At 38.0% G+C, this 20,105-nt stretch carries 19 protein-coding genes; 15 read left to right on the top strand and 4 right to left on the bottom strand.

Features of this window, described 5'->3' with window-relative positions:
• Positions 1-8: 8 nt before the first annotated feature.
• The 11 genes from DRF60_RS01290 (at position 9) to DRF60_RS01340 (ending at position 13,810) form a co-directional block, all read left to right on the top strand.
• Positions 9-3,074 (top strand): TAT-variant-translocated molybdopterin oxidoreductase, encoded by a 3,066-nt coding sequence (locus tag DRF60_RS01290; protein ID WP_116010314.1) that lies wholly within the window; start codon positions 9-11, stop codon positions 3,072-3,074.
• A 25-nt stretch (positions 3,075-3,099) separates the two neighbouring features.
• Positions 3,100-4,497 carry an NrfD/PsrC family molybdoenzyme membrane anchor subunit gene (nrfD, locus tag DRF60_RS01295; RefSeq protein ID WP_040993281.1) on the top strand — a complete coding sequence of 466 codons (1,398 nt, stop codon included), beginning with the start codon at positions 3,100-3,102 and terminating at the stop codon, positions 4,495-4,497.
• On the top strand, positions 4,484-5,005 hold the full coding sequence (locus DRF60_RS01300) for a DUF3341 domain-containing protein (RefSeq protein WP_034724188.1): 522 nt from the start codon (positions 4,484-4,486) through the stop codon (positions 5,003-5,005). Before nrfD ends, DRF60_RS01300 begins: the two co-directional genes overlap by 14 nt.
• 1 nt (position 5,006) lies before the next feature.
• Positions 5,007-5,693 carry a c-type cytochrome gene (locus DRF60_RS01305; protein WP_116010315.1) on the top strand — a complete coding sequence of 229 codons (687 nt, stop codon included), beginning with the start codon at positions 5,007-5,009 and terminating at the stop codon, positions 5,691-5,693.
• Between the two features lie 8 nt (positions 5,694-5,701).
• The gene (locus DRF60_RS01310) at positions 5,702-7,033 is read left to right on the top strand and encodes a quinol:cytochrome C oxidoreductase (RefSeq protein WP_116010316.1); all 1,332 of its coding nucleotides are present in this window, start codon (positions 5,702-5,704) and stop codon (positions 7,031-7,033) included.
• 168 nt (positions 7,034-7,201) lie between these two features.
• Entirely contained in the window at positions 7,202-8,221 is a 1,020-nt protein-coding gene (locus DRF60_RS01315; protein ID WP_116010317.1) for a hypothetical protein, read from the top strand.
• Positions 8,222-8,318: 97 nt separating this feature from the next.
• Positions 8,319-9,518: a hypothetical protein gene (locus DRF60_RS01320; RefSeq protein ID WP_116010318.1), complete on the top strand. Its 1,200-nt coding sequence runs from the start codon at positions 8,319-8,321 to the stop codon at positions 9,516-9,518.
• Between the two features lie 3 nt (positions 9,519-9,521).
• Positions 9,522-10,058, top strand: coding sequence for an adenine phosphoribosyltransferase (locus DRF60_RS01325; protein WP_116010319.1), 537 nt, complete (start codon positions 9,522-9,524; stop codon positions 10,056-10,058).
• Positions 10,059-10,278: 220 nt separating this feature from the next.
• Positions 10,279-10,986: a YfgM family protein gene (locus tag DRF60_RS01330; RefSeq protein WP_116010320.1), complete on the top strand. Its 708-nt coding sequence runs from the start codon at positions 10,279-10,281 to the stop codon at positions 10,984-10,986.
• A 3-nt stretch (positions 10,987-10,989) separates the two neighbouring features.
• Entirely contained in the window at positions 10,990-11,508 is a 519-nt protein-coding gene (ribH, locus tag DRF60_RS01335) for a 6,7-dimethyl-8-ribityllumazine synthase (RefSeq protein WP_116010321.1), read from the top strand.
• 223 nt (positions 11,509-11,731) lie between these two features.
• On the top strand, positions 11,732-13,810 hold the full coding sequence (locus DRF60_RS01340; protein WP_116010322.1) for an LTA synthase family protein: 2,079 nt from the start codon (positions 11,732-11,734) through the stop codon (positions 13,808-13,810).
• Here the strand turns inward: DRF60_RS01340 and DRF60_RS01345 are convergent.
• From DRF60_RS01345 to DRF60_RS01355, 3 genes are read right to left on the bottom strand one after another with little or no spacing between them, the layout of a single operon-like run.
• Complete coding sequence (locus DRF60_RS01345; RefSeq protein ID WP_185144562.1) at positions 13,800-14,927, bottom strand: glutathionylspermidine synthase family protein; 1,128 nt, start codon at positions 14,925-14,927, stop codon at positions 13,800-13,802. The two genes, DRF60_RS01340 and DRF60_RS01345, sit on opposite strands and share 11 nt — an antisense overlap.
• Positions 14,928-14,930: 3 nt before the next feature.
• On the bottom strand, positions 14,931-15,257 hold the full coding sequence (locus DRF60_RS01350) for a hypothetical protein (protein ID WP_116010323.1): 327 nt from the start codon (positions 15,255-15,257) through the stop codon (positions 14,931-14,933).
• Positions 15,257-15,577 (bottom strand): hypothetical protein, encoded by a 321-nt coding sequence (locus DRF60_RS01355; protein WP_123902610.1) that lies wholly within the window; start codon positions 15,575-15,577, stop codon positions 15,257-15,259. The genes DRF60_RS01350 and DRF60_RS01355 overlap by 1 nt, the downstream gene beginning before the upstream one ends.
• A 76-nt stretch (positions 15,578-15,653) precedes the next feature.
• Between DRF60_RS01355 and ypfJ the strand changes: the two genes are divergently transcribed.
• Positions 15,654-16,511 carry a KPN_02809 family neutral zinc metallopeptidase gene (gene ypfJ, locus DRF60_RS01360; RefSeq protein ID WP_116010325.1) on the top strand — a complete coding sequence of 286 codons (858 nt, stop codon included), beginning with the start codon at positions 15,654-15,656 and terminating at the stop codon, positions 16,509-16,511.
• Between the two features lie 304 nt (positions 16,512-16,815).
• On the opposite strand, the gene DRF60_RS01365 is transcribed toward ypfJ, so the two are convergent.
• Positions 16,816-17,658, bottom strand: a complete 843-nt coding sequence (locus DRF60_RS01365; protein ID WP_116010326.1) for a GLPGLI family protein — start codon at positions 17,656-17,658, stop codon at positions 16,816-16,818.
• A 145-nt stretch (positions 17,659-17,803) separates the two neighbouring features.
• Here DRF60_RS01365 and DRF60_RS01370 point away from each other — a divergent pair, with 145 nt between their 5' ends.
• From DRF60_RS01370 to DRF60_RS21485, 3 genes are all read left to right on the top strand, one after another.
• Complete coding sequence (locus DRF60_RS01370) at positions 17,804-18,133, top strand: HesB/IscA family protein (protein ID WP_116010327.1); 330 nt, start codon at positions 17,804-17,806, stop codon at positions 18,131-18,133.
• Between the two features lie 81 nt (positions 18,134-18,214).
• Positions 18,215-19,663 carry a Fe-S cluster assembly protein SufB gene (sufB, locus tag DRF60_RS01375; RefSeq protein WP_116010328.1) on the top strand — a complete coding sequence of 483 codons (1,449 nt, stop codon included), beginning with the start codon at positions 18,215-18,217 and terminating at the stop codon, positions 19,661-19,663.
• Between the two features lie 168 nt (positions 19,664-19,831).
• Positions 19,832-19,906, top strand: a complete 75-nt coding sequence (locus DRF60_RS21485; protein ID WP_238639963.1) for a GxxExxY protein — start codon at positions 19,832-19,834, stop codon at positions 19,904-19,906.
• The last annotated feature ends 199 nt before the right edge of the window (positions 19,907-20,105 follow it).

Below are 20,105 nucleotides of genomic sequence, written 5' to 3' on the forward strand. Positions count from 1 at the left end.
AAGTATAAATGGCTTCAAACAAAATACAATTTAGAAGTATTCATGAACTTAAAGATCCGGCTTTGAACAATAAGCTGGCTCAGAAAGAGTTTCAGGAAGAAATTCCGGTAGAAGATTTCCTTGGAGATGCTGAACAGAACGGATCCAGTACTTCAAGAAGAGATTTCTTAAAAATATTAGGATTCTCTACAGCAGCCGTAACATTGGCTGCATGTGAAGCTCCGGTGATCAAAACGATTCCTTACGTGGTAAAACCACATGATATTATTCCGGGGGTTCCGAATTATTACGCTTCAACTTATTTTGACGGATTCGACTTCGCCAGCGTTTTAGTAAAGACCCGTGAAGGAAGACCTATCAAAATAGATCCGAACCCGGCAGCGGGCGATTTAGGAAAAACTAACGCAAGAGCTCAGGCAAGTGTACTTTCTCTTTATGATAATGATAAAGTAAAACAGCCTAAACTGGACGGTAAAGACGAAACTTTTGATAAAGTAGACAGTTTTATCCTTAAAGGTCTGGCAGATGCCAATGCAGCAGGTAAAAAGATCGTGCTTTTGTCACACTCTTTCCCTTCTCCTACCTTCAAAAAGCTATTTGCTGAATTCAAAGCTAAATATCCGACTGCTGAACTTGTAACGTATGATGCTTATCCTCACGCTGCGGCTTTAGATGCAGCTCAGGAAGTATTCGGACAGAGAGCATTGCCGGTTTATGATCTTAAAGGTTCAGAATTGGTTGTTTCTTTCCAGGCAGATTTCTTAGGAGATTATAACGCTTCAAGCTTAGAAACTTCTTACGCAGCAGCAAGAAAGCCAGGACCAAACATGTTGAGACACATTCAGGTGGAATCCAATATGTCATTGACCGGAGCTAATGCAGATGAAAGAGTTAGATTAAAACCAAGCCTTGTCAATAAAACTTTAGTAGAAGTTTACAACGCAATCGTAGGTGGTGGTACTTCTGATAAGACTGCTTCTGAAATTGCAAAAGAACTTCAAGCAAAAGGCAGCAAAGCTGTTGTTTTTGCTGACGGTTCTAAAGGAGCACAGGTTTTAGCACACTTAATCAACCAAAAATTAGGTTCAGTAGCTTTCACAGGTAAAGCGAACTTCCTTAAAGAATTTGATAAAGCAAGATACCAGGAATTCTTAGAATGGATAAATGCAGGTCAGGTTGGCGTATTGATCGCAAACAACGTAGACCCTATCTACTCCCACCCAAAAGGAGAGGTTTTCAAAAAATCTTTAGCTAAAGTTGCTTGTATAGTAGCTGTAGCAGATAAGAAAAATGAAATGTACAAAGCAGCGAAAGCTGTAATTCCTGTAGCTAACTGGTTAGAGTCTTGGGGTGATATTGAGCCTCAGACCGGAGTATATTCATTAATGCAGCCAACAATCCAGAAGATCTACAAATCAAGACAGATTGAAGAATCTCTATTGGTTTGGAAAAACGGAAAGAACAATGCTGCCAATAATTATTACGATTATCTGAAAGCCAGCTCTGCTTCTATTTTAGGATCTACTTCTTTCAACAAAGCCTTATATAACGGTATCACTACTTCAAATAATGCAACTGCATTATCTTACGCCGGAGGAAATGCTGCCCAGGCTATTGCTGAACTAGGAAACTTCAAAGCTTCTGAATTAGAATTAGTATTATACACCAAGCCTTCAATGGGTGACGGTACTCAGGCCAACAACCCTTGGCTTCAGGAATTACCGGATCCTATCACAAGAATGTCTTGGGATAACTATTTAACAATTTCTCCTAAAGACGCAGAAAAATTTGCGATTGAAAACGACCTTAATGCAAGAATGCAGCTGGATGGTTCTATCGTAAATCTTACTGTAAACGGAGTAACAATAAAAGACGTTCCTGTATTCATTCAGCCAGGACAGGCAGAAGGATCTGTAGGTCTTGCGCTTGGGTATGGTAAAAAAGACTCAGGAACTACTGCTGATACAGGGGTAAACGCTTATCCATTATTTGACGGTTCTAACTTAACTGTTTCAGGAGTTAAAATCGAAAAAACAGGAGAAGACCACGAATTCGCAGGTATCCAGCTTCAGAATACATTAATGGGACGTTACGAAATCGCTAAGGAAGTTCCTTTGGCAGAATTCTTAAACGTAGCATTTGATGATGAGCACAAAGGATGGAACAAGCCTTTAGAATATCACACCATCAGCGGAGCTCTTCCGGCAAGAAAGATTGACCTTTGGGATGCTTTCGATGATACGGACGGACCTCACTTCAACTTATCTATCGACTTGAACTCTTGTACGGGTTGTGGAGCATGTATCATTGCTTGTCAGGCAGAAAACAATGTTCCTGTAGTAGGTAAAGAAGAAATCAGAATGTCCAGAGATATGTATTGGTTAAGAATTGACCGTTACTATTCTTCAAGACAGAAGGTAGAAATATACGAAGGATTAAAAGAAGGAATGGCAGTACCTGAATTGTATGGTACGGCATTCGGAGACGGAGGTGCATTAAACCACCCTGCAGACAATCCGGACGTAATCTTCCAGCCGGTAATGTGCCAGCACTGTAACCACGCTCCTTGTGAAACGGTATGTCCGGTAGCGGCTACTTCACATGGTAAGCAAGGTCAGAACCATATGGCTTACAACAGATGTATCGGTACAAGATATTGTGCTAATAACTGTCCTTATAAAGTAAGACGTTTCAACTGGTTTACGTATAACCTGAATGACAAGTTCGATTTTAATATGAATAATGATCTTGGAAGAATGGTACTTAACCCGGATGTAGTGGTAAGAACGAGAGGGGTAATGGAGAAGTGTTCTATGTGTATCCAGGAAACTCAAGCTACAATCTTAGCTGCTAAGAGAGAGAACAGAAAAGTAACAGACAACGAATTCAAAAATTCTTGTGCTTGTGCTGCTGCTTGTTCTACCGGAGCAATGACGTTTGGAGACATGAATGACAAAGAATCTGAAGTGAGAGAATTATACTCCAGCAACAGAAGATATTATTTACTAGAGGAGATCGGCACAAAACCAAACGTGTTCTATCACACTAAAGTAAGAAACAGAGTAGAAAAATAAAGTTTAAATAATAAATAGGTAAAAAATGTCAGGACATTACGAAGCTCCGATAAGGGAACCTCTAATTATTGGTCACAAAACTTATCACGATATCACAGAAGATATTGCACGACCTATCGAAGAAAGAGCAGGTAAACTATGGTGGATTTCACTATATGCAGCCTTAGTTCTATTCATCTACGGATTTGGCTGTATCGCTTATACTATCGGAACAGGTATTGGAGCATGGGGGCTTAACAGAACTATTAACTGGGGTTGGGATATTACCAACTTCGTATGGTGGGTAGGTATCGGTCACGCCGGGACCCTAATCTCCGCAGTATTATTATTATTTAGACAGCGTTGGAGAATGTCTGTAAACAGATCTGCAGAGGCAATGACAATCTTTGCGGTTGTACAGGCGGCAATCTTCCCTGTAATCCACATGGGTAGAGTTTGGGTAGGATACTGGGTATTCCCATTACCTAACCAGTTCGGGTCTCTTTGGGGGAACTTCAACTCTCCTCTGCTTTGGGACGTATTTGCGATCTCTACGTATTTCTCAGTATCAACTGTATTCTGGTTCATGGGACTAATCCCTGACTTTGCAATGATCAGAGATAGAGCTAAAACTCCCTGGACAAGAAAAATTTATACATTCCTGGCTTTCGGATGGGGTGGTAAAGCAAAGCACTGGCAGAGATTCGAAGAGCTTTCTTTGGTTCTTGCAGGTTTGGCAACCCCACTTGTATTCTCCGTACACACCACGGTATCTTTTGACTTCGCAACTTCGGTTATTAAAGGATGGCACTCTACAATCTACCCTCCTTACTTCGTTGCCGGTGCTATCTTCTCAGGATTTGCAATGGTACAAACCTTATTGCTGGTTGCAAGAAAAGTATGTCACCTTGAAGAATATATCACAATGTATCATATCGAAATTATGAACATCGTAATTATCCTAACAGGTGGGATGGTAACTGTGGCTTACGCTACTGAATATTTCATCGGATGGTACTCAGGTTCAAGATTCGAAGACTTTACATACCTTTCTCCAGGTGCTGCTGTAGGACCTTACTGGTGGGCATTCTGGTCACTGATCATCTGTAACCTTGTTGTTCCTGCTTCATTCTGGTTCAAGAGACTAAGAACAAATATTATCTGGACTTTCATCGTTGCATTGATCATCAACATCGGTATGTGGTTCGAGCGTTTCGATATCATCGTTATCAACCTTTCGAGAGATTATTTACCAGGATCTTGGACTATGTTTAAACCAACGATCATTGATGTGGGTGTATACTTAGGAACAATCGGATTCTTCTCTGTATTATTCTTACTATACGCAAGGACGTTCCCTGTAATTGCACAGGCTGAATTAAAATCGATTCTGAAAATTTCAGGTGAAACTTATAAAGCAAAAGAAGGAGATGAGCACCACTAAAATTGTATACGGACTTTATGCTGACGACGACGATTTAATGAACGGCGTTAAGGCATTCAACGATAAAGGAATTGCGATAAACGAAGTTTATACTCCATTCCCGGTTCACGGACTTGATAAAGCTTTAGGGTTAAAGAAAACCAGAATTTCTGATGCCGCATTCTTCTATGCTCTTTATGGTGTTACCATTGGTGCTACTGTAACATGGTATGTAATGAATCATGACTGGCCTCAAAATATTGGTGGTAAACCTGCTTTTGACTGGGCACATAACATGCCTGCATTCGTAGTTCCAATGTTTGAATTAATGGTATTCTGTGCCGCTCACATGATGTCTTTAACTTTCCTAGTTAGAAACAAAATGTATCCGGGAGCTCCGGCTCAGAACCCAGATCCAAGAACTACTGATGATAAATTCCTTATGGAGTTTGTAACTGAAGACGTAGAGTCTGTAAAGCAGTTACTTATTGAAACTGGAGTTGAAGAAATAACTGTTAAAGACGCTTAAAATGAAAAAGAATGTATTAAAAATTACAGCTATTTTAGGTTTAGCAACGGTTTTACTTAATTCATGCGGACCAAAAGAAAATACACCATTGGTATATTTCCCGGATATGTATTTTCCGGTAGCTTATGATCCATTGATGAAAGCTCAGGATGCTTATTCAGATCATGAAAATGAAATCCCTGCTTTCGTTAAAAATAGCTTTGCAACAGGACTTGCTCCTGTAGAAGGTTCAGTTGCTCAAAATAAAGACGGAATTTTCGAAGAAAGTCCTCTTCCTAAAAATGTAGACGAATATAACGCAGGCTACGATGCTTCCAAAAAGATGACAGGATCACCTCTTAACCCTGCTAATGCAGCTAAAGATATTGAAAGAGGAAAAATGCTGTTTGATCGTACTTGTGCAACATGTCACGGAACTGGAGGCGATGGACAAGGACCAATTGTACAAAGCGGAGCTTTCTCTGGTGTACCTAACTATGCTGACAGAGAACTTACTGTAGGATCTGTTCATTATGTATTAACTAACGGTAGAAATGCAATGGGATCCTATGCTGGCCAGCTTAACCCTGGTGACAGATGGAGAGTGGCAATGTATGTGATGAATGCCTTCAAAAAAGGAGCGCCAGCACCAGCAGCAGCTACACCAGCTGCCGAAACAACAGAGACTACTACCGCAACTAAAAAATAAGAAAAGAAATGTATAGTTTTTCACCAAAATTAAAATCAACTTCTATAATCCTTCTTGTTGTAGGTTTAGTTCTATTTGCTATCGGTTTCTTCATGAATAAAGGAATGACTACTGAGAGAATAGAGCATATGATGGAAGCGGTTCATTCTGCCGGTCATACCGCCCCTACACACTCAAGTGAAATGGTAGGACCTCAGGACCATGCGTCTCATTTAGAGCATGCAGAGCTTCAGGTTCACAACCAGCCTCTGGCATCGCTGCATTTTGTAGCTGTCTTTTTCTTTGGAGTTAGTTGTGCTGTATTGTTCTTCTATTGTATTCAGCATGCTGCACACGCAGGTTGGCCTATTATTATTACAAGAGTAATGGAAGCTATTGCTTCTTATATTCCATATGGTGGTGCCATCCTGGTTATTATGATGATACTGAATATCACTCACAATGGCCACTTATTCCATTGGATGGATCCCGAATTGACAGATCCTAATTCTGCACATTTCGATGTGATTCTTTTCGAAAAGAAAAGATTCTTAAACATTCCTTTCTATGCTATCAGGACAATCATTTATGTAGTAGGTGCTTCTTTCTTTGCATGGAAACTGAAAGCTCAGTCTAAGAAAGTAGATGAAACTAAATCTAAAGTAGATTATCAGATGCTTTACAGATGGGCAGTAGGATATATCGCATTCTTCGGATTTGCTTCTGCTGCTTGGGCTTGGGACTGGTTGATGTCTATTGACCCTCACTGGTATTCTACAATGTATATCTGGTATTCAATGGTAAGCTGTCTTTCAAGTGGAATTGCTGTGATCATTCTTCTAAGTGTTTATCTGAAGAAAAACGGATTCTTACCTCAGTTCAATGACAACCACTTACACGATTTAGGAGTATTCCTTTTCGCTACAAGTATGCTTTGGACGTATACATGGTTTGCTCAGTTCATGCTTTACTGGTATGCGAACGTTCCGGAAGAGGTTAACTACTTCTTTGGAAGATTCCAGCACTACGGACCTACATTCTTACCAATGCTGATCATCAACTTCTTATTACCTTTATTGGTATTAGTAAGCAGCAGCATCAAGAGAAACTACAAAGTAGTAACAACTATGGCTGTAGTGGTTATTTTAGGTCACCTTTTAGATTACTTCAATATGGTAATGCCGGGAACGGTAGGACCTTACTGGAAAAATCCTGAAGTATTCCTATTAATAGCAGGAGCTGTTTTATTCGTAGCAGGATTGTTTATGTTTACTGTATTAAGCGCTTTATCTAAATTAAAGTTGATTCCTACAGGAAACCCATTCTTACATGAATCTGAAATTTATGAGTATCCTTTCTAAGGACTTGTAACAGAAATAAAATAAAAAAGACTGATTGTAATGATCAGTCTTTTTTTATGCAGACAGATAAACATTTTAAACTGTATCAGACAACCATTCTGAGTTTTGTGTGTCTTATAATAAAGATTGATGAATTATTTCAGTAAACCATAAAAACAAAATATCATTATGAAAAGAAGTTATCTCTTCTTCACCGTGTTCATTTTCCTGTTTAGCCTCATTCAGGCACAAACTATAACTTTTGTTTCTGAACAGACGAATAAACCTTTACCCAAAGTTTCAGTTTTCGGGAAAGATGGAAGCATCCTTGCTTTTTCTGATATTGATGGCAAAATTAATAAGCAGGCAATATCCCCTTCTCAGGAAAAGTTCCAATTGGTTTACAACAACTTTCCTGTTGCACTTCTCTCCTATTCAGAACTTAATCAGGATGTCATTAAAATAAATGATCAGGTTAAGGAAATAGAAACCGTACTCATCAAGAACACTAAGCCTGCGAAATATATTATGATCAAAGGAAATTTCAATGCTTATGTAACCGTGAACAGTAAATTAAACAGCTACGCAGATGGAATAGTTACCTATATTTTTGATAACAAAACCAAAAAACTGAAAAGTACAAATGTTGAGCAGTATAGGGTCTTCAGATTAGAAGTCAAAAACGAAAAGAAAGCAACTTCAACATGGGATTACGGTAACTCTTTGCAGCTTCCGAAACTCAAAAATGTAGGAAATCCTGAAGAATATAAAACCAAAAGAAATATCATCAAAGAATTAAAAGGAGAACGTAAAGATCAGATTGAGGTGACGGGTGCCGCTCTTCAGGAGAAAGAGTTTTCTTTATTTGGATTCAGATTCTATGATATCAGAACTATACTCAATATGTCTTTTGAAAAAGGTACAGAAAAAAGCCTGAAAGATTTCCTTGAATACAATGAAGTAGCTTTTGTAAAACTTAAACACAAAAGCGAACCAAATTACAACCAGATTATCCTCTACAATAACTTTTATCCTGCGGAACTTAATTTCAGTAATAACGACGATATAGAAAAAGTGAAATTTGATAAGGAAAACAGTAACTATAAGGCCAAGTATTGGCAGGAACCATCCTTCCCGAACATGCAGAGCATCTTTAGTTCATTTTTCAAGGATGATTTGAAAGAGCAGCAAAATAAAGATAAAAATTAAAATTTCAATATAAATCCGGAATCTAAAAGCGAACAAAAGAAAAATAAAAACTCACTATTAATAAAGGTTTTATTAAATTTGCAATAAACAAAATAAAATGAAAAAGTTTTCTTTTCTACTTGTTCTCAGCATGTTGCTATTTACAGCATGTAAGAAGGATCATGTAGATGCTACGAATACTAAAACACTGCAGTCAAGTATCAATGACATGACTTCCAGCCTTTCAACTATTAAACAGATCAAATTCAATGAAGCGCTTTACATCCTAAAGACGTTCGGTGTAGAGGCAGAAGGTGATGTAGAAGAACTTAAAGCACTGGGAAAGCTTATCGACGGAAAAAAAGTACCTGAAATCCTTAGACTGGCCGATGAAGTTGCACAGAAAAACGGGATTGAATGGGCCAGTACCTCTCCGCCTTCTCTTGGAGAAATGAATATCTTCGGAGATGACAAAGCCAAAGAAACCGACGCCAACGATGTAAAAGCAAACTCATTAAGCATTGTTACCAAGCCTACAGGTGATGATGGAAACGGCGCTCCTACTGCAATTCAGATCGTTCCTAGGCTTGTAGATGCTGCAGGAAATCCTGTTTCATTTACAGGTGCAGGTTTAGAAGCCACTTTGGAAGTCTTCAGCAACGGAGTAAAGCTTTCTACAGCGAAAAATCTTATGCAGGATAATAACTTTAAAGGATTTAATTTAAAATTCTCTTCTATTCCTGCAGCAAAAGTAGTTGACAACAAAATCGATATTACCGTTTCAGTAAAAACAACAGCCAAGACATTCAAAATGTCTAAGATCGGACTTGATGTAAACCCATCAGCTCTGAAAATTCCGGCTCCTCCGAAAACTGATTCAACGGCTGTAAAACAGGATCCTAACGCTTCAATCGATACAAACAATCCTACAGCAATACCAACTACGCCTACTGATCCAAACGCAGCATCAACTACTCCGGCTGCACCTAAACAACCGTCTGCAGATCCAAAAAATACAGTAAGTAAGTTTTTAAGCAGTGTAAACTCTCAAAACCTTAAGGCAGCCTATGAAACTTCAAGCAACCCTAGCTGGGGAAGCTATGAATCGTTCTCCAATCCAACTTCAGGCTTTGGATCCGTAAAAAACGTAAGTGTGAAAAACATCACAACCAATGCCAGCAACCCTAGCAGCGCAAGTGTAAATGCAACCTATGACGTTACGGATAAAAACGGAAAAACAACTTCTTTAAAGGTAACTTTCGGACTTAAAAATGTAAATGGAGACTGGAAGATTTCCAGCTATAAAATAAACCCGTAATTAATGGCTTCAAAAGAACTGATTAAAAAACTTGAAGAAACAATTGAGAATTTCCCTGATTTTCCTGTTCCGGGAATTCAATTCAAGGATATCTCACCCATTTTTCTGGACTCGAAGCTTTATAAGCATGTCATTGCAGACCTTGCCGCTTTCAGTAAAGGAAAAGTAGATGCAGTCTGCGGTATAGAAAGCAGGGGCTACCTGTTCGGAATTGCCATTGCAGTAGCTCTGGAAGTTCCTTTCATTTTAATCAGAAAAGCAGGTAAACTTCCGCCACCGGTGGCTTCAGAAAAATATGACCTTGAATATGGAAGCGCCATCATCGAAACTCGTGAAGGGCAGATCAAGCCAGGACAAAGAATCCTTATCCATGACGATTTACTAGCAACAGGAGGAACTACCGAAGCCGCCGCCAAACTTGTGGAAAAACAAGGGGCAAACGTTTCACAGTTCAGTTTTCTTATTGGTCTGAAAGATTTGAAAGGCCACGAAAAACTGAGAAAATTCGGGGCAGAGATTTATAACATCCTTGAATACTAACCTGTCTGAGCTAACGATATAACACTTCGACTCTGCTTAGCCTGACACCGCTTATAAAAAATACGATTAGAGAGTCATGCTGAGCGAAGTCCAAGCACCTATTTAAAAGTAAAATCAAGATTTAAATTACTCTTTTATAACATTTCATTAATAATACTGTCAAAGTATTTTGTAAATCATTCAGAAACAATTAAATTTGCATTTCAATTTTTAAGAATTTATGGCAAAATTGGGAAAGAATGCTCCAAATGAGCAAGAAGGTAAAGAAACGGTTGAGTTCTTTAAAGACCTTGACAGAGAGGCTTTAAACACTGAAAGATTCCTTGAGAAATATTCAAAGCAATTGGGTATTATATTCGGAGTGCTGGTTTTGGGTGTTTTAGGATTCTTTGCTTACAAACAGTTTGTAGTGGCTCCTAAGAACGTTGAAGCTGTAAAAAGTTTTCTTGCTGCTCAGAAAAAACAGACGGAAGGTAAGGATAAAGAAGCTTTAGGCGGGAAATCTGCAGCCAATCCGGGTTTTTTAGGAACATATAATGAATATTCAAACACGAAAGTGGGTGAACTTTCTGCTTATAATGCAGGTTTATTAAAATTCAAAGAAGGAAAATTCCAGGAAGCTTACGATCTTTTAGACAAATTTTCATCTGACAACAAAACACTAATGGCATTGAAATTCGGTGCTATGGCAGATGCAAAATCAGGACTTAATAAAAACGATGAGGCTCTTTCCTTATTAGATAAAGCGTCAACTGCTTCTGATGATCCTTATACCACTTATTATTTCACAAGAAAAGCAGGTATTGTAGCATTAGGATTAAAGAAAAATGCAGAAGCTAAAAAATATTTCTCTGCAATTGACGAGAAGTATCAGGACTATGATAACGGAATGTCTGACTCTTATATTGAAATGACTAAATACTTTTAAAAAATGGCAACAGTTAATCTTTCCGATTACAAGCCACTTCATATAACAAATGCCGAAGATTTTTCTATCGGCATTGTTTTTTCTGAGTGGAATGATTTTGTAACTTACAATCTTCGTGATGCAGCCCTTGAAATCCTTGAAAAAGAAGGGGTAAAACCAGAGAACATTAAGCTTTTTCCGGTTCCGGGTGCTTTTGAGCTGAACTATGCAAGCATGCAGCTATGCAAAGAAAGAAAATACGATGCAGTCATTGCTGTCGGGTGTGTAATCCGTGGTGAAACCCCTCACTTTGATTTTGTATGCTCTGCTGTAGCACAGGGAATCAAAGACTGTAATATTTTAACAGATACCCCTACTATTTTCTGCGTATTGACAGACGACAACAAGGAACAGTCTATAGCCAGAAGCGGCGGAGACCTGGGGAATAAAGGCGTAGAAGCAGCAGTAACTGCCCTGAGAATGATTGATTTTAAAAAGAATATATCAGACAAAAAGGGAAACATCGGTTTCGGGCATTCTTAATCTTTATTACATCTTAACACTATACAGGGCTATTTTTAATAGCCCTTTTTTAATGATATTCGGCATTCCATCACCCTTTTAGCTTACTATTTAAAATTACAGAATAAGTTAAATCTTCAATAAAAATTTAAAAAAACTATAATAAATATCATATTTCCACTTTTTTTATTTAAAAGTTATATACAAAAACTATCTTTGCGCGAATTAACACAGACTATTGTACATGTTTCAAGGTAAAATAAAACCATTCCTATATTTAGGGATTTTCTATCTGGTCATTTCATTGATACTAAGGATCGTTTTTCTATTCCACCCTATTACAACTTCGGGCTTTGGTTTTTTTGAAATTATTAAAGTCTTATCCATCGGTCTGTTAAATGATATTTTTGTTTTTACTTTAGCCAGTACATTATTGGCAGTTTACTTTTTATTCCTGTCAAACTCCAAATACAATAAGCCATACGGACATATTATTTTCGGAGCATTGGTTCTGCTTTTCCTATACATTTTACTTATTCCAAACAATATTTTCGATCAGTATGGAGGATCTGTTACAGAAGTAGTTCTTGCTTTTGTAGGAATCAAAACTATTTTCTTCGGTCTGATGCTTTTTCTCCCTTCAAAAAGGATCAGGATCCGGAATGTTCTGTATTTCATCACACTGTTGCTGTATGTTCTTCTCATTATCTTTAACGCTGTAAGTGAATACTTTTTCTATAATGAGTTCGGGGTGCGCTATAACTTCATTGCGGTAGATTATTTAATTTACACCAATGAGGTTATTGGAAACATCATGGAAAGTTATCCGGTTATTCCTTTATTTTCAGCCATTCTTATCATCACTTTAGCCATTACGTGGTTTATTTATAAAAAGACAAAAGATGAGCTTTTAGAGCTGCCAAATTTTAAACAAAAAATGGTATTGCTGGGAACTTTTACTGTTTTGTCCGGCATTAGTTTTTTAGGAGTATCTTCATTAATGCATATCAGATCAGACAATGTTTTTGCTGATGAGATTGAAAATAACGGACTGCCAAAATTTTATTGGGCCTTTACCCACAATGAGCTGGACTATTTCCAGTTTTATCCGCAAATTACCCAGCAGGAAGCTGAAAAAAACTTTTTAAACCAGTATGCCGAGCCCTCATTATCAAGAAATGTAGCCTCAGAACATCCGGAACTTAAGAAAAATGTGGTGCTGATCTCTATTGAAAGCTTATCCGCTGATTTTATGGAACATTATGGAGGTACTTTAAGAATCACTCCTTTCCTGGATAGCCTGGCAGACCGTTCTATACTGTTCACCAATCTTTATGCTACCGGAAACAGAACCGTAAGGGGACTTGAAGCGTTAACACTGTGCATTCCTCCTACCGCAGGGGAAAGCGTCATCAAAAGAGACGATAACAAAAATAAATTCACGACGGGAAGTGTATTCAAATCCAAAGGATATGATGTAAAATTTCTGTATGGAGGCTACAGTTATTTCGATAATATGCAGGACTTCTTTGCCGGAAACGGTTATGATATTGTTGACAGAAACAATTTTAAACCCGAAGAAATCACCTTTGCCAATGTCTGGGGCGTTGCCGATGAAGATATGGCTAAAAAAGCAATTCAGACTATGAATGCTGAGGCCAAATCCGGCAAACCTTTTTTCAATCATTGGATGACGGTTTCCAACCACAGACCTTTTACGTATCCTGACGGAAGGATTGATATTCCAGGAACAGCAAAATCCCGTGACGGAGGTGTAAAATATACTGATTATTCACTTAGAATGTTCTTTGAAATGGCTAAAAAACAGGATTGGTATAAAAACACAGTCTTCGTGATCATTGCCGACCACTGCGCATCCAGTGCAGGGAAAACAGAACTTCCTATGGACAAATACAGAATTCCGGCGATGATTTTTTCAGAAGGTTTCATTCAGCCTCAGAAGTTTGATAAGCTGATGTCCCAAATCGATATCATGCCAACACTTTTCGGACTGCTGAATTTCAATTATACCTCTAAATTCCTTGGCCAGGATGTCTTCAAAAAAGAATTCCAGCCAAAAGCTTATATCGCCACTTATCAGGATCTCGGCTTGGTAAAAGACGGGTATTTAACGATCATTTCACCCATTAAAAAGGTAAAACAGTATTCTTTACAGCTTGAATCCAGCAGCCTCGCTCCTGAATTCAAGCTTTATTATCATGAAAAACTAATGAAGAATCCTGAGCAGAAACTGGTCAATGATGCTGTTTCTGCTTATCAGTCTACATCATTCTGGCTAAAAGAAAAGAAACTTAACCTATAAGGTGAGGAACAAAACGGCTCTGGTTATTGGTGATCAGATGAACACTTTCTCTGATCCCGATACCGGCAGGTTCCTGTCCTATCACCCAGCTGCCAATCACCGGATAATTGTCATCAAAGTTGGGAAGGTCAAATAACTGCTGGTAAATAAAACCATCTTTCCCATAGACACCATCGTTCTCCTCAACCGGAATATTATTTTTATGCAGGATTATATTAGCTCCTTCTCTGGAATAAATTGGCTTTTTAGCAAAGTCTTTCAGATGCTTGGGCTCAAAATAAGATTCCAGCAGGTAAGGATGATTGGGATACATCTCCCAAAGGATCGGTAGAAGTGCTTTGGAAGAAAGTAAAATTTTCCATGCAGGTTCAATCCATTGGGATCTGAAACCGTTTTTCACTAGCTTTTCTCCAAAACCGTCTGCAAGAATCCATTCATAAGGATAAAGCTTGAAAATATACTCCATGATTGACCGGTCACCGGCGACGAATTCTGAAATATCCTCAGCCCAGCCGATATCCTGAACAGGAATAAATTCTGTATCAAATCCCGCCTGAGAAGCACAATCACGCATATATTCCGCATTGGTGACATCTTCAATATTGGTAAGAGATGCAAAATAAATATGGTGCGGGTTCATATAATTTTTAAGATGCTTCCAGTATCCCACCAGTTTTTCATGAATGGAATTAAACTGATCTTTATAGGGAAACAGCTCTTGGAGCCAGTACCATTGGATCACAGATCCTTCATACAGCGAAGTAGGCGTATCAGCATTAAATTCCAGTAATTTCAAATTTTTGCCGTCAAAACCAAAATCGAACCTTCCGTAGATTGAAGGGTGATCTTCTTCCCAGCTTGTGATGATATAATTTTGGAACCATTCGGGAATATTGAACTTTTCCCAAAGGTTTTTTGCTATAATATGATCTACAGCCTCCAGGCACATATGCCAGAGTTCTGCAGTCGCGTTTTCTATTGTATTAATTTCCTCCGGGCTGAACTGGTAATAATGACTTTCATCCCAATAAAGACCATCCAGAGAATGGTACCCAAACCCTAAGTTCTCTAGTTTATGCTGCCAGTTTTTCCTGAACTGTGACTGAATTCTTTCCATAATTTATGATGAGGCACTAAAGCCGCTTCTTCCCAATTGCCCTCTTACTACATTTCCTTTGAAATTATTTCTTCCGATATTGGATTTGCTGCTTATCGCATCACTGTAATAACCGGCCTTCTGATAAGATCCATAGCTGTAAGCCCCATACGGTCTGAACGCATGATAAAGAAGGACTCCCGCCAAAAAACCATGACTTCTCGTGTAAGAAGCTGTAGTGTCAGACCTCATATAGACTTTCTTTTCTTTTTGATCTTTCGGCTTTTCCTGGGAACAGGCAGCCAACACACCCGTTACGAAAAGTAATTTTATAGAACTGGACTTTTTCATTATTGAACCGTTATAAAAAATTCATAGTCTTTTTTCGTTTTGGCAATATGGTCATTGCCGTCACCGTCTTCTCCAGCAACAAGGGTGTCTCCCAAACCAGGGATAGTATCTTTTTTAATGATCTCTTTAAAAAGCTTTTTGTCTTTCCATATCTTGTGTCTGGTAATAAGAATATCCGCAGTATCCAGGTGCTCAACAGATAGTACTGTTTCAATAGAGCCAGTCTTATCTACACTATTTACTTCATCTTCCTTTTCTTTTTTACAAGCTGTAAGTGCCATGATCCCAACCGATAACAGGCAAAGTTTAATTTTTTTCACGTGGGCCGTAATTTTTCACAAAAGTAGTAATTTAGTAATGATATTATTTTAAATTTACAGGGCAAAAAAAATTGTTATGAAATGGACAGACGATAGAGGCGGGAACGTAGACGACCGCCGTGGTTCTGGTGGTAATGGAGGTATGGTTGTAGGTGGAGGCCTCGGAACTTTAATTATAGCTGCGATTATTTTCTTTTTAGGAGGTGATCCTTCAGGCATTCTGAACTCAGGTAGTATACAATCTTCCGGAAATGGGCAACAGCGGGAACTTACAGCCGAAGAGCAAAAAATTGGAGAAATGGTTGATATGATGGGTAAATGGAACATTGTTACCTGGAACCAGATCTTTAAAGAAAATGGCATGACATATACAAAGCCGGGGATTGTTCTTTTTGAAGAAACCACACAATCCGGCTGCGGAACAGCACAATCTGCCATGGGGCCGTTTTATTGCCCAGCAGACCAGAAAATCTATATGGATATGAGCTTTTTTAATGAACTTCAACAAAGATTTGGAGCCAAAGTAACCGAATTTACTGTTGCTTATGTTTTAGCTCATGAAGTAGGACATCACGTGCAAACTCTTCTTGGAACCACACAAAAGGTAGACCAGCTGAGAAGAAGCGGAAGATATCCTGAGGCAGAAATGAACAGAGTTTCTGTTGCCACCGAACTTCAGGCAGATTTTTATGCTGGTGTTTGGGCAAAAAGAACAAATGATACAAAAGGTATTCTTGAACCGGGCGATATACAATCTGCCATAGATGCAGCCCAAGCTGTTGGTGATGATAATATTCAAAAAAGATCTCAAGGCTATGTAAATCAGGAAAGCTTTACCCATGGATCATCTGCACAACGTAAAGAATGGTTTATGAAAGGATATAATACAGGAGATATTAGGCAGGGAGATACTTTTAACCAACTTTTAAAGTAATCTGTTGTTATAAAAAATTTCTAAAAATGTTGTGAAAATATCGGTGGAGGAATGAAACATACACCTTGGTACTCGTATAATGTCGAATATAGAAGACCCGGAGCTTCAGCTTTGTGGATTCAGAAACCAGAACATTTGCTCACAATTTTATGTATTGCCCTGATCATTCATTTATAATAAAAATTTCAATATTATTGCAATTATTAAAAAGTATGTGGACATACAGAATTAATGTATTACAATAAAATAATTTAGAAAAAACACCTATAAAATACCCCTGAAGAATTCTCCAGGGGATTATTTTTTACTGCAGTTCGATAGGATTGCTGTTTTTCTTGGTTTCATTCTTCACCCTCTCCTCCATTCTTTTCCTCATATCAGCAGGGTTCTGATTTCCACCCCTGCCGCCACCGGATCTTGGTGGTGCAGAAAAACCTCCCCTCCCGCCACTCTGCATGAATGACATTGGATCTGTTTTAAATTTTTCCTGCTGTTTCAGGTAATCCGATCTTTTTACTTTCAAAGTATTTCCAAACTGGTTCAAGGTTACGATTTCAGCAATTTTATAATTCTTCATTAAATCAAAAGAATAATCACCTTTATCATCCTCTACTTTCACAATCAGGCCAGGAAGTCCTCCAAACTTATACGGTCCATCCTGATAAGGTAAATCCGTAGTAAACCAAGCTGTCCATATTCTTCCGGCAAACTCCGTCGTTGCTTTCTGAACTTTATAATCTCCTATCTTCGTTGTTTCAGAAAACATTTTCCAGTTCAACGGACGGTCTTCCTCATAAACATAGACATCCCTTCCTATCCTATCCTTAAAATAGGTCTTTTGGCTGGCTTTATCTTTTTCTACAGAATAATTGATATTGGTTCTCACCCCTTCCATCTGCTCTCTGCTCACGGAACCTCTGCCTCCTCCACTCTGGAAAGCTTTCTGCAGGATAGAATCTCTCTTATATCTGTTTTCTGAATAAAAAAGAGACTTTTCAGCGGAGATATCTAAATATGCATTTTCAGTTTTAATTTCATTTTTATCTTCCGCATCCGGTTTCATGGTAACCTGATAAACAAATCGGTTATTCTGTGCGGAAATATGCTGCATTAACAGCGCTAAAGCAATGATGCCTATTTTTTTCATTATAGAATAAATTTATTGTTTGGATTTCAAAAGGTTAACAAAGTTAAGCCATCAATAATAAAAATCGATAAAATAAAATTCCCGATTTTTATTTCCTAATTATTGTACGTATTTTTGCATAATTAAATCATTCTAAATAAATACAATGATAAAAGTATCAGACCAAGCAAAGGCAAAAGCCATCCAACTTATGTCGGAAGATGGTTTCAACCCTGCTGAAGACTATATAAGAGTAGGGGTAAAAAGTGGAGGATGTTCTGGTTTAGAGTATGTTTTGGGATTTGACAATCAAAAGACAGACGCAGATCAAGTTTTTGAAGACAATGATGTCAAAATTATTGTTGAGAAAAAGTCTATCCTTTATTTAGCAGGAACAATCCTTGAATATTCAGGAGGATTAAACGGAAAGGGGTTTGTTTTTAACAATCCTAATGCATCCAGAACGTGTGGTTGTGGAGAAAGTTTTTCTTTATAATTAGAAGTTAGAAACCGGAAGTTAGAAATGAGCACATTGCAAAAACTGACTTCTAAAAACTAACATCTAAAATCTATTAAAATGAGTAAATATACTGAAGACGACTTAAGAGTTGATCTCGAAAATAAAAAATATGAATTCGGGTGGGAAACGAAGATAGACTATGAAGAGTTTCCAATCGGTTTAAATGAAGATATCGTCCGTGCGATCTCCGCGAAAAAAGAGGAGCCGGAATGGATGACAGAATGGCGTCTGGAATCTTTCAGGATCTGGCTGAAGATGACAGAACCAACCTGGGCAAATATCAAATACGAAAACCCTGATTTTCAGGCTATTAAATATTACGCCGCACCGAAAGCGAAACCTGAATTGGAGAGCTTGGATGAAGTTGATCCTGAATTGTTGGCCACTTTTGCAAAATTAGGAATCAATATCGAAGAACAAAAAAGACTTTCAGGAGTTGCTGTAGACATCGTAATAGATTCCGTTTCTGTGAAAACCACTTTCCAGGAGACTTTAATGGAAAAAGGAATTATTTTCTGTTCCATTTCAGAAGCCATTAAAAACCATCCTGATTTAGTAAGGAAGTATCTTGGAAAAGTAGTTCCAAGAGGAGATAATTTTTATTCAGCACTGAATTCCGCAGTATTTTCTGACGGAAGTTTCTGCTATATTCCAAAAGGCGTAAGATGCCCGATGGAGCTTTCCACTTATTTCCGTATCAACCAGGCAGGAACAGGACAGTTCGAAAGAACGCTTGTGATTGCTGATGAAGGAAGTTATGTTTCTTACCTTGAAGGCTGTACAGCCCCATCAAGAGACGAAAACCAGCTTCACGCAGCTGTTGTGGAACTGATCGCAATGGATAATGCAGAAATTAAATACTCTACTGTTCAAAACTGGTATCCGGGGAATGAAGAAGGAAAAGGTGGAGTATTCAATTTTGTAACGAAAAGAGGACTTTGCGAAAAAAATGCAAAAATCTCCTGGACACAGGTTGAAACAGGATCTGCCATAACATGGAAATATCCTTCCTGTATATTGAAAGGAGATAATTCCATCGGTGAGTTCTATTCTATTGCGGTGACCAACAACCACCAATATGCAGACACAGGAACAAAAATGATCCATATTGGAAAAAATACCAAATCTACGATCATTTCAAAAGGGATTTCTGCTGGAAAATCTCAGAATTCATACAGAGGACTGGTAAAAGTAATGCCTTCTGCAAAAGGAGCCAGAAACTTCTCCCAATGTGATTCCCTGTTGATGGGTAATGAATGCGGTGCACATACTTTTCCTTATATTGAAATCAAAGATCCTACTGCCCAACTGGAGCATGAAGCTACTACTTCAAAAATCGGAGAAGACCAGATCTTCTACTGTAACCAGAGAGGGATTGATACAGAAAGAGCTATAGCTCTGATTGTAAATGGTTTTAGTAAAGAAGTATTGAATAAGCTTCCAATGGAATTTGCCATTGAGGCTCAGAAATTATTGGAGATCTCTCTTGAGGGTTCTGTTGGATAATAATATAAACATTAAGAAGTTAAGCATTTTGCTTTCTTAAAATTTTAATGTTAAAGAAGGAAGGAATTGATAAGTCAATTTTTTTGAAGAAAATTAAGTATAACCAAAGCAGAAGTAACCCAGCTTTCTTATGATATCATAGGATGTGCCATCAAGGTCTACAAAGAATTGGGGCCGGGTCTGCTGGAAAGTGTTTACGAACTATGCTTGGCTTATGAATTAAAAGAAAAGGGATTGTATTAATTAATTTTTATACGGATAATATTACTAAATCAATGATTTCTTTAATAAATGAATATTTTGGAAAACTTAGTGAATAGTAGGAAAAAAACGAAAGCATTAAGTAGATTGTAAAACTTAAAGATTTTAATTCAAATCAATTTTATTGGTTTGCTTAAAAAGAATAATACGTTAAGATGAACTTGACTTCTTAATGTTTAAA

This window comes from Chryseobacterium elymi, from assembly GCF_003385495.1.
GTDB classification, from domain to species: Bacteria; Bacteroidota; Bacteroidia; order Flavobacteriales; family Weeksellaceae; genus Chryseobacterium; species Chryseobacterium elymi.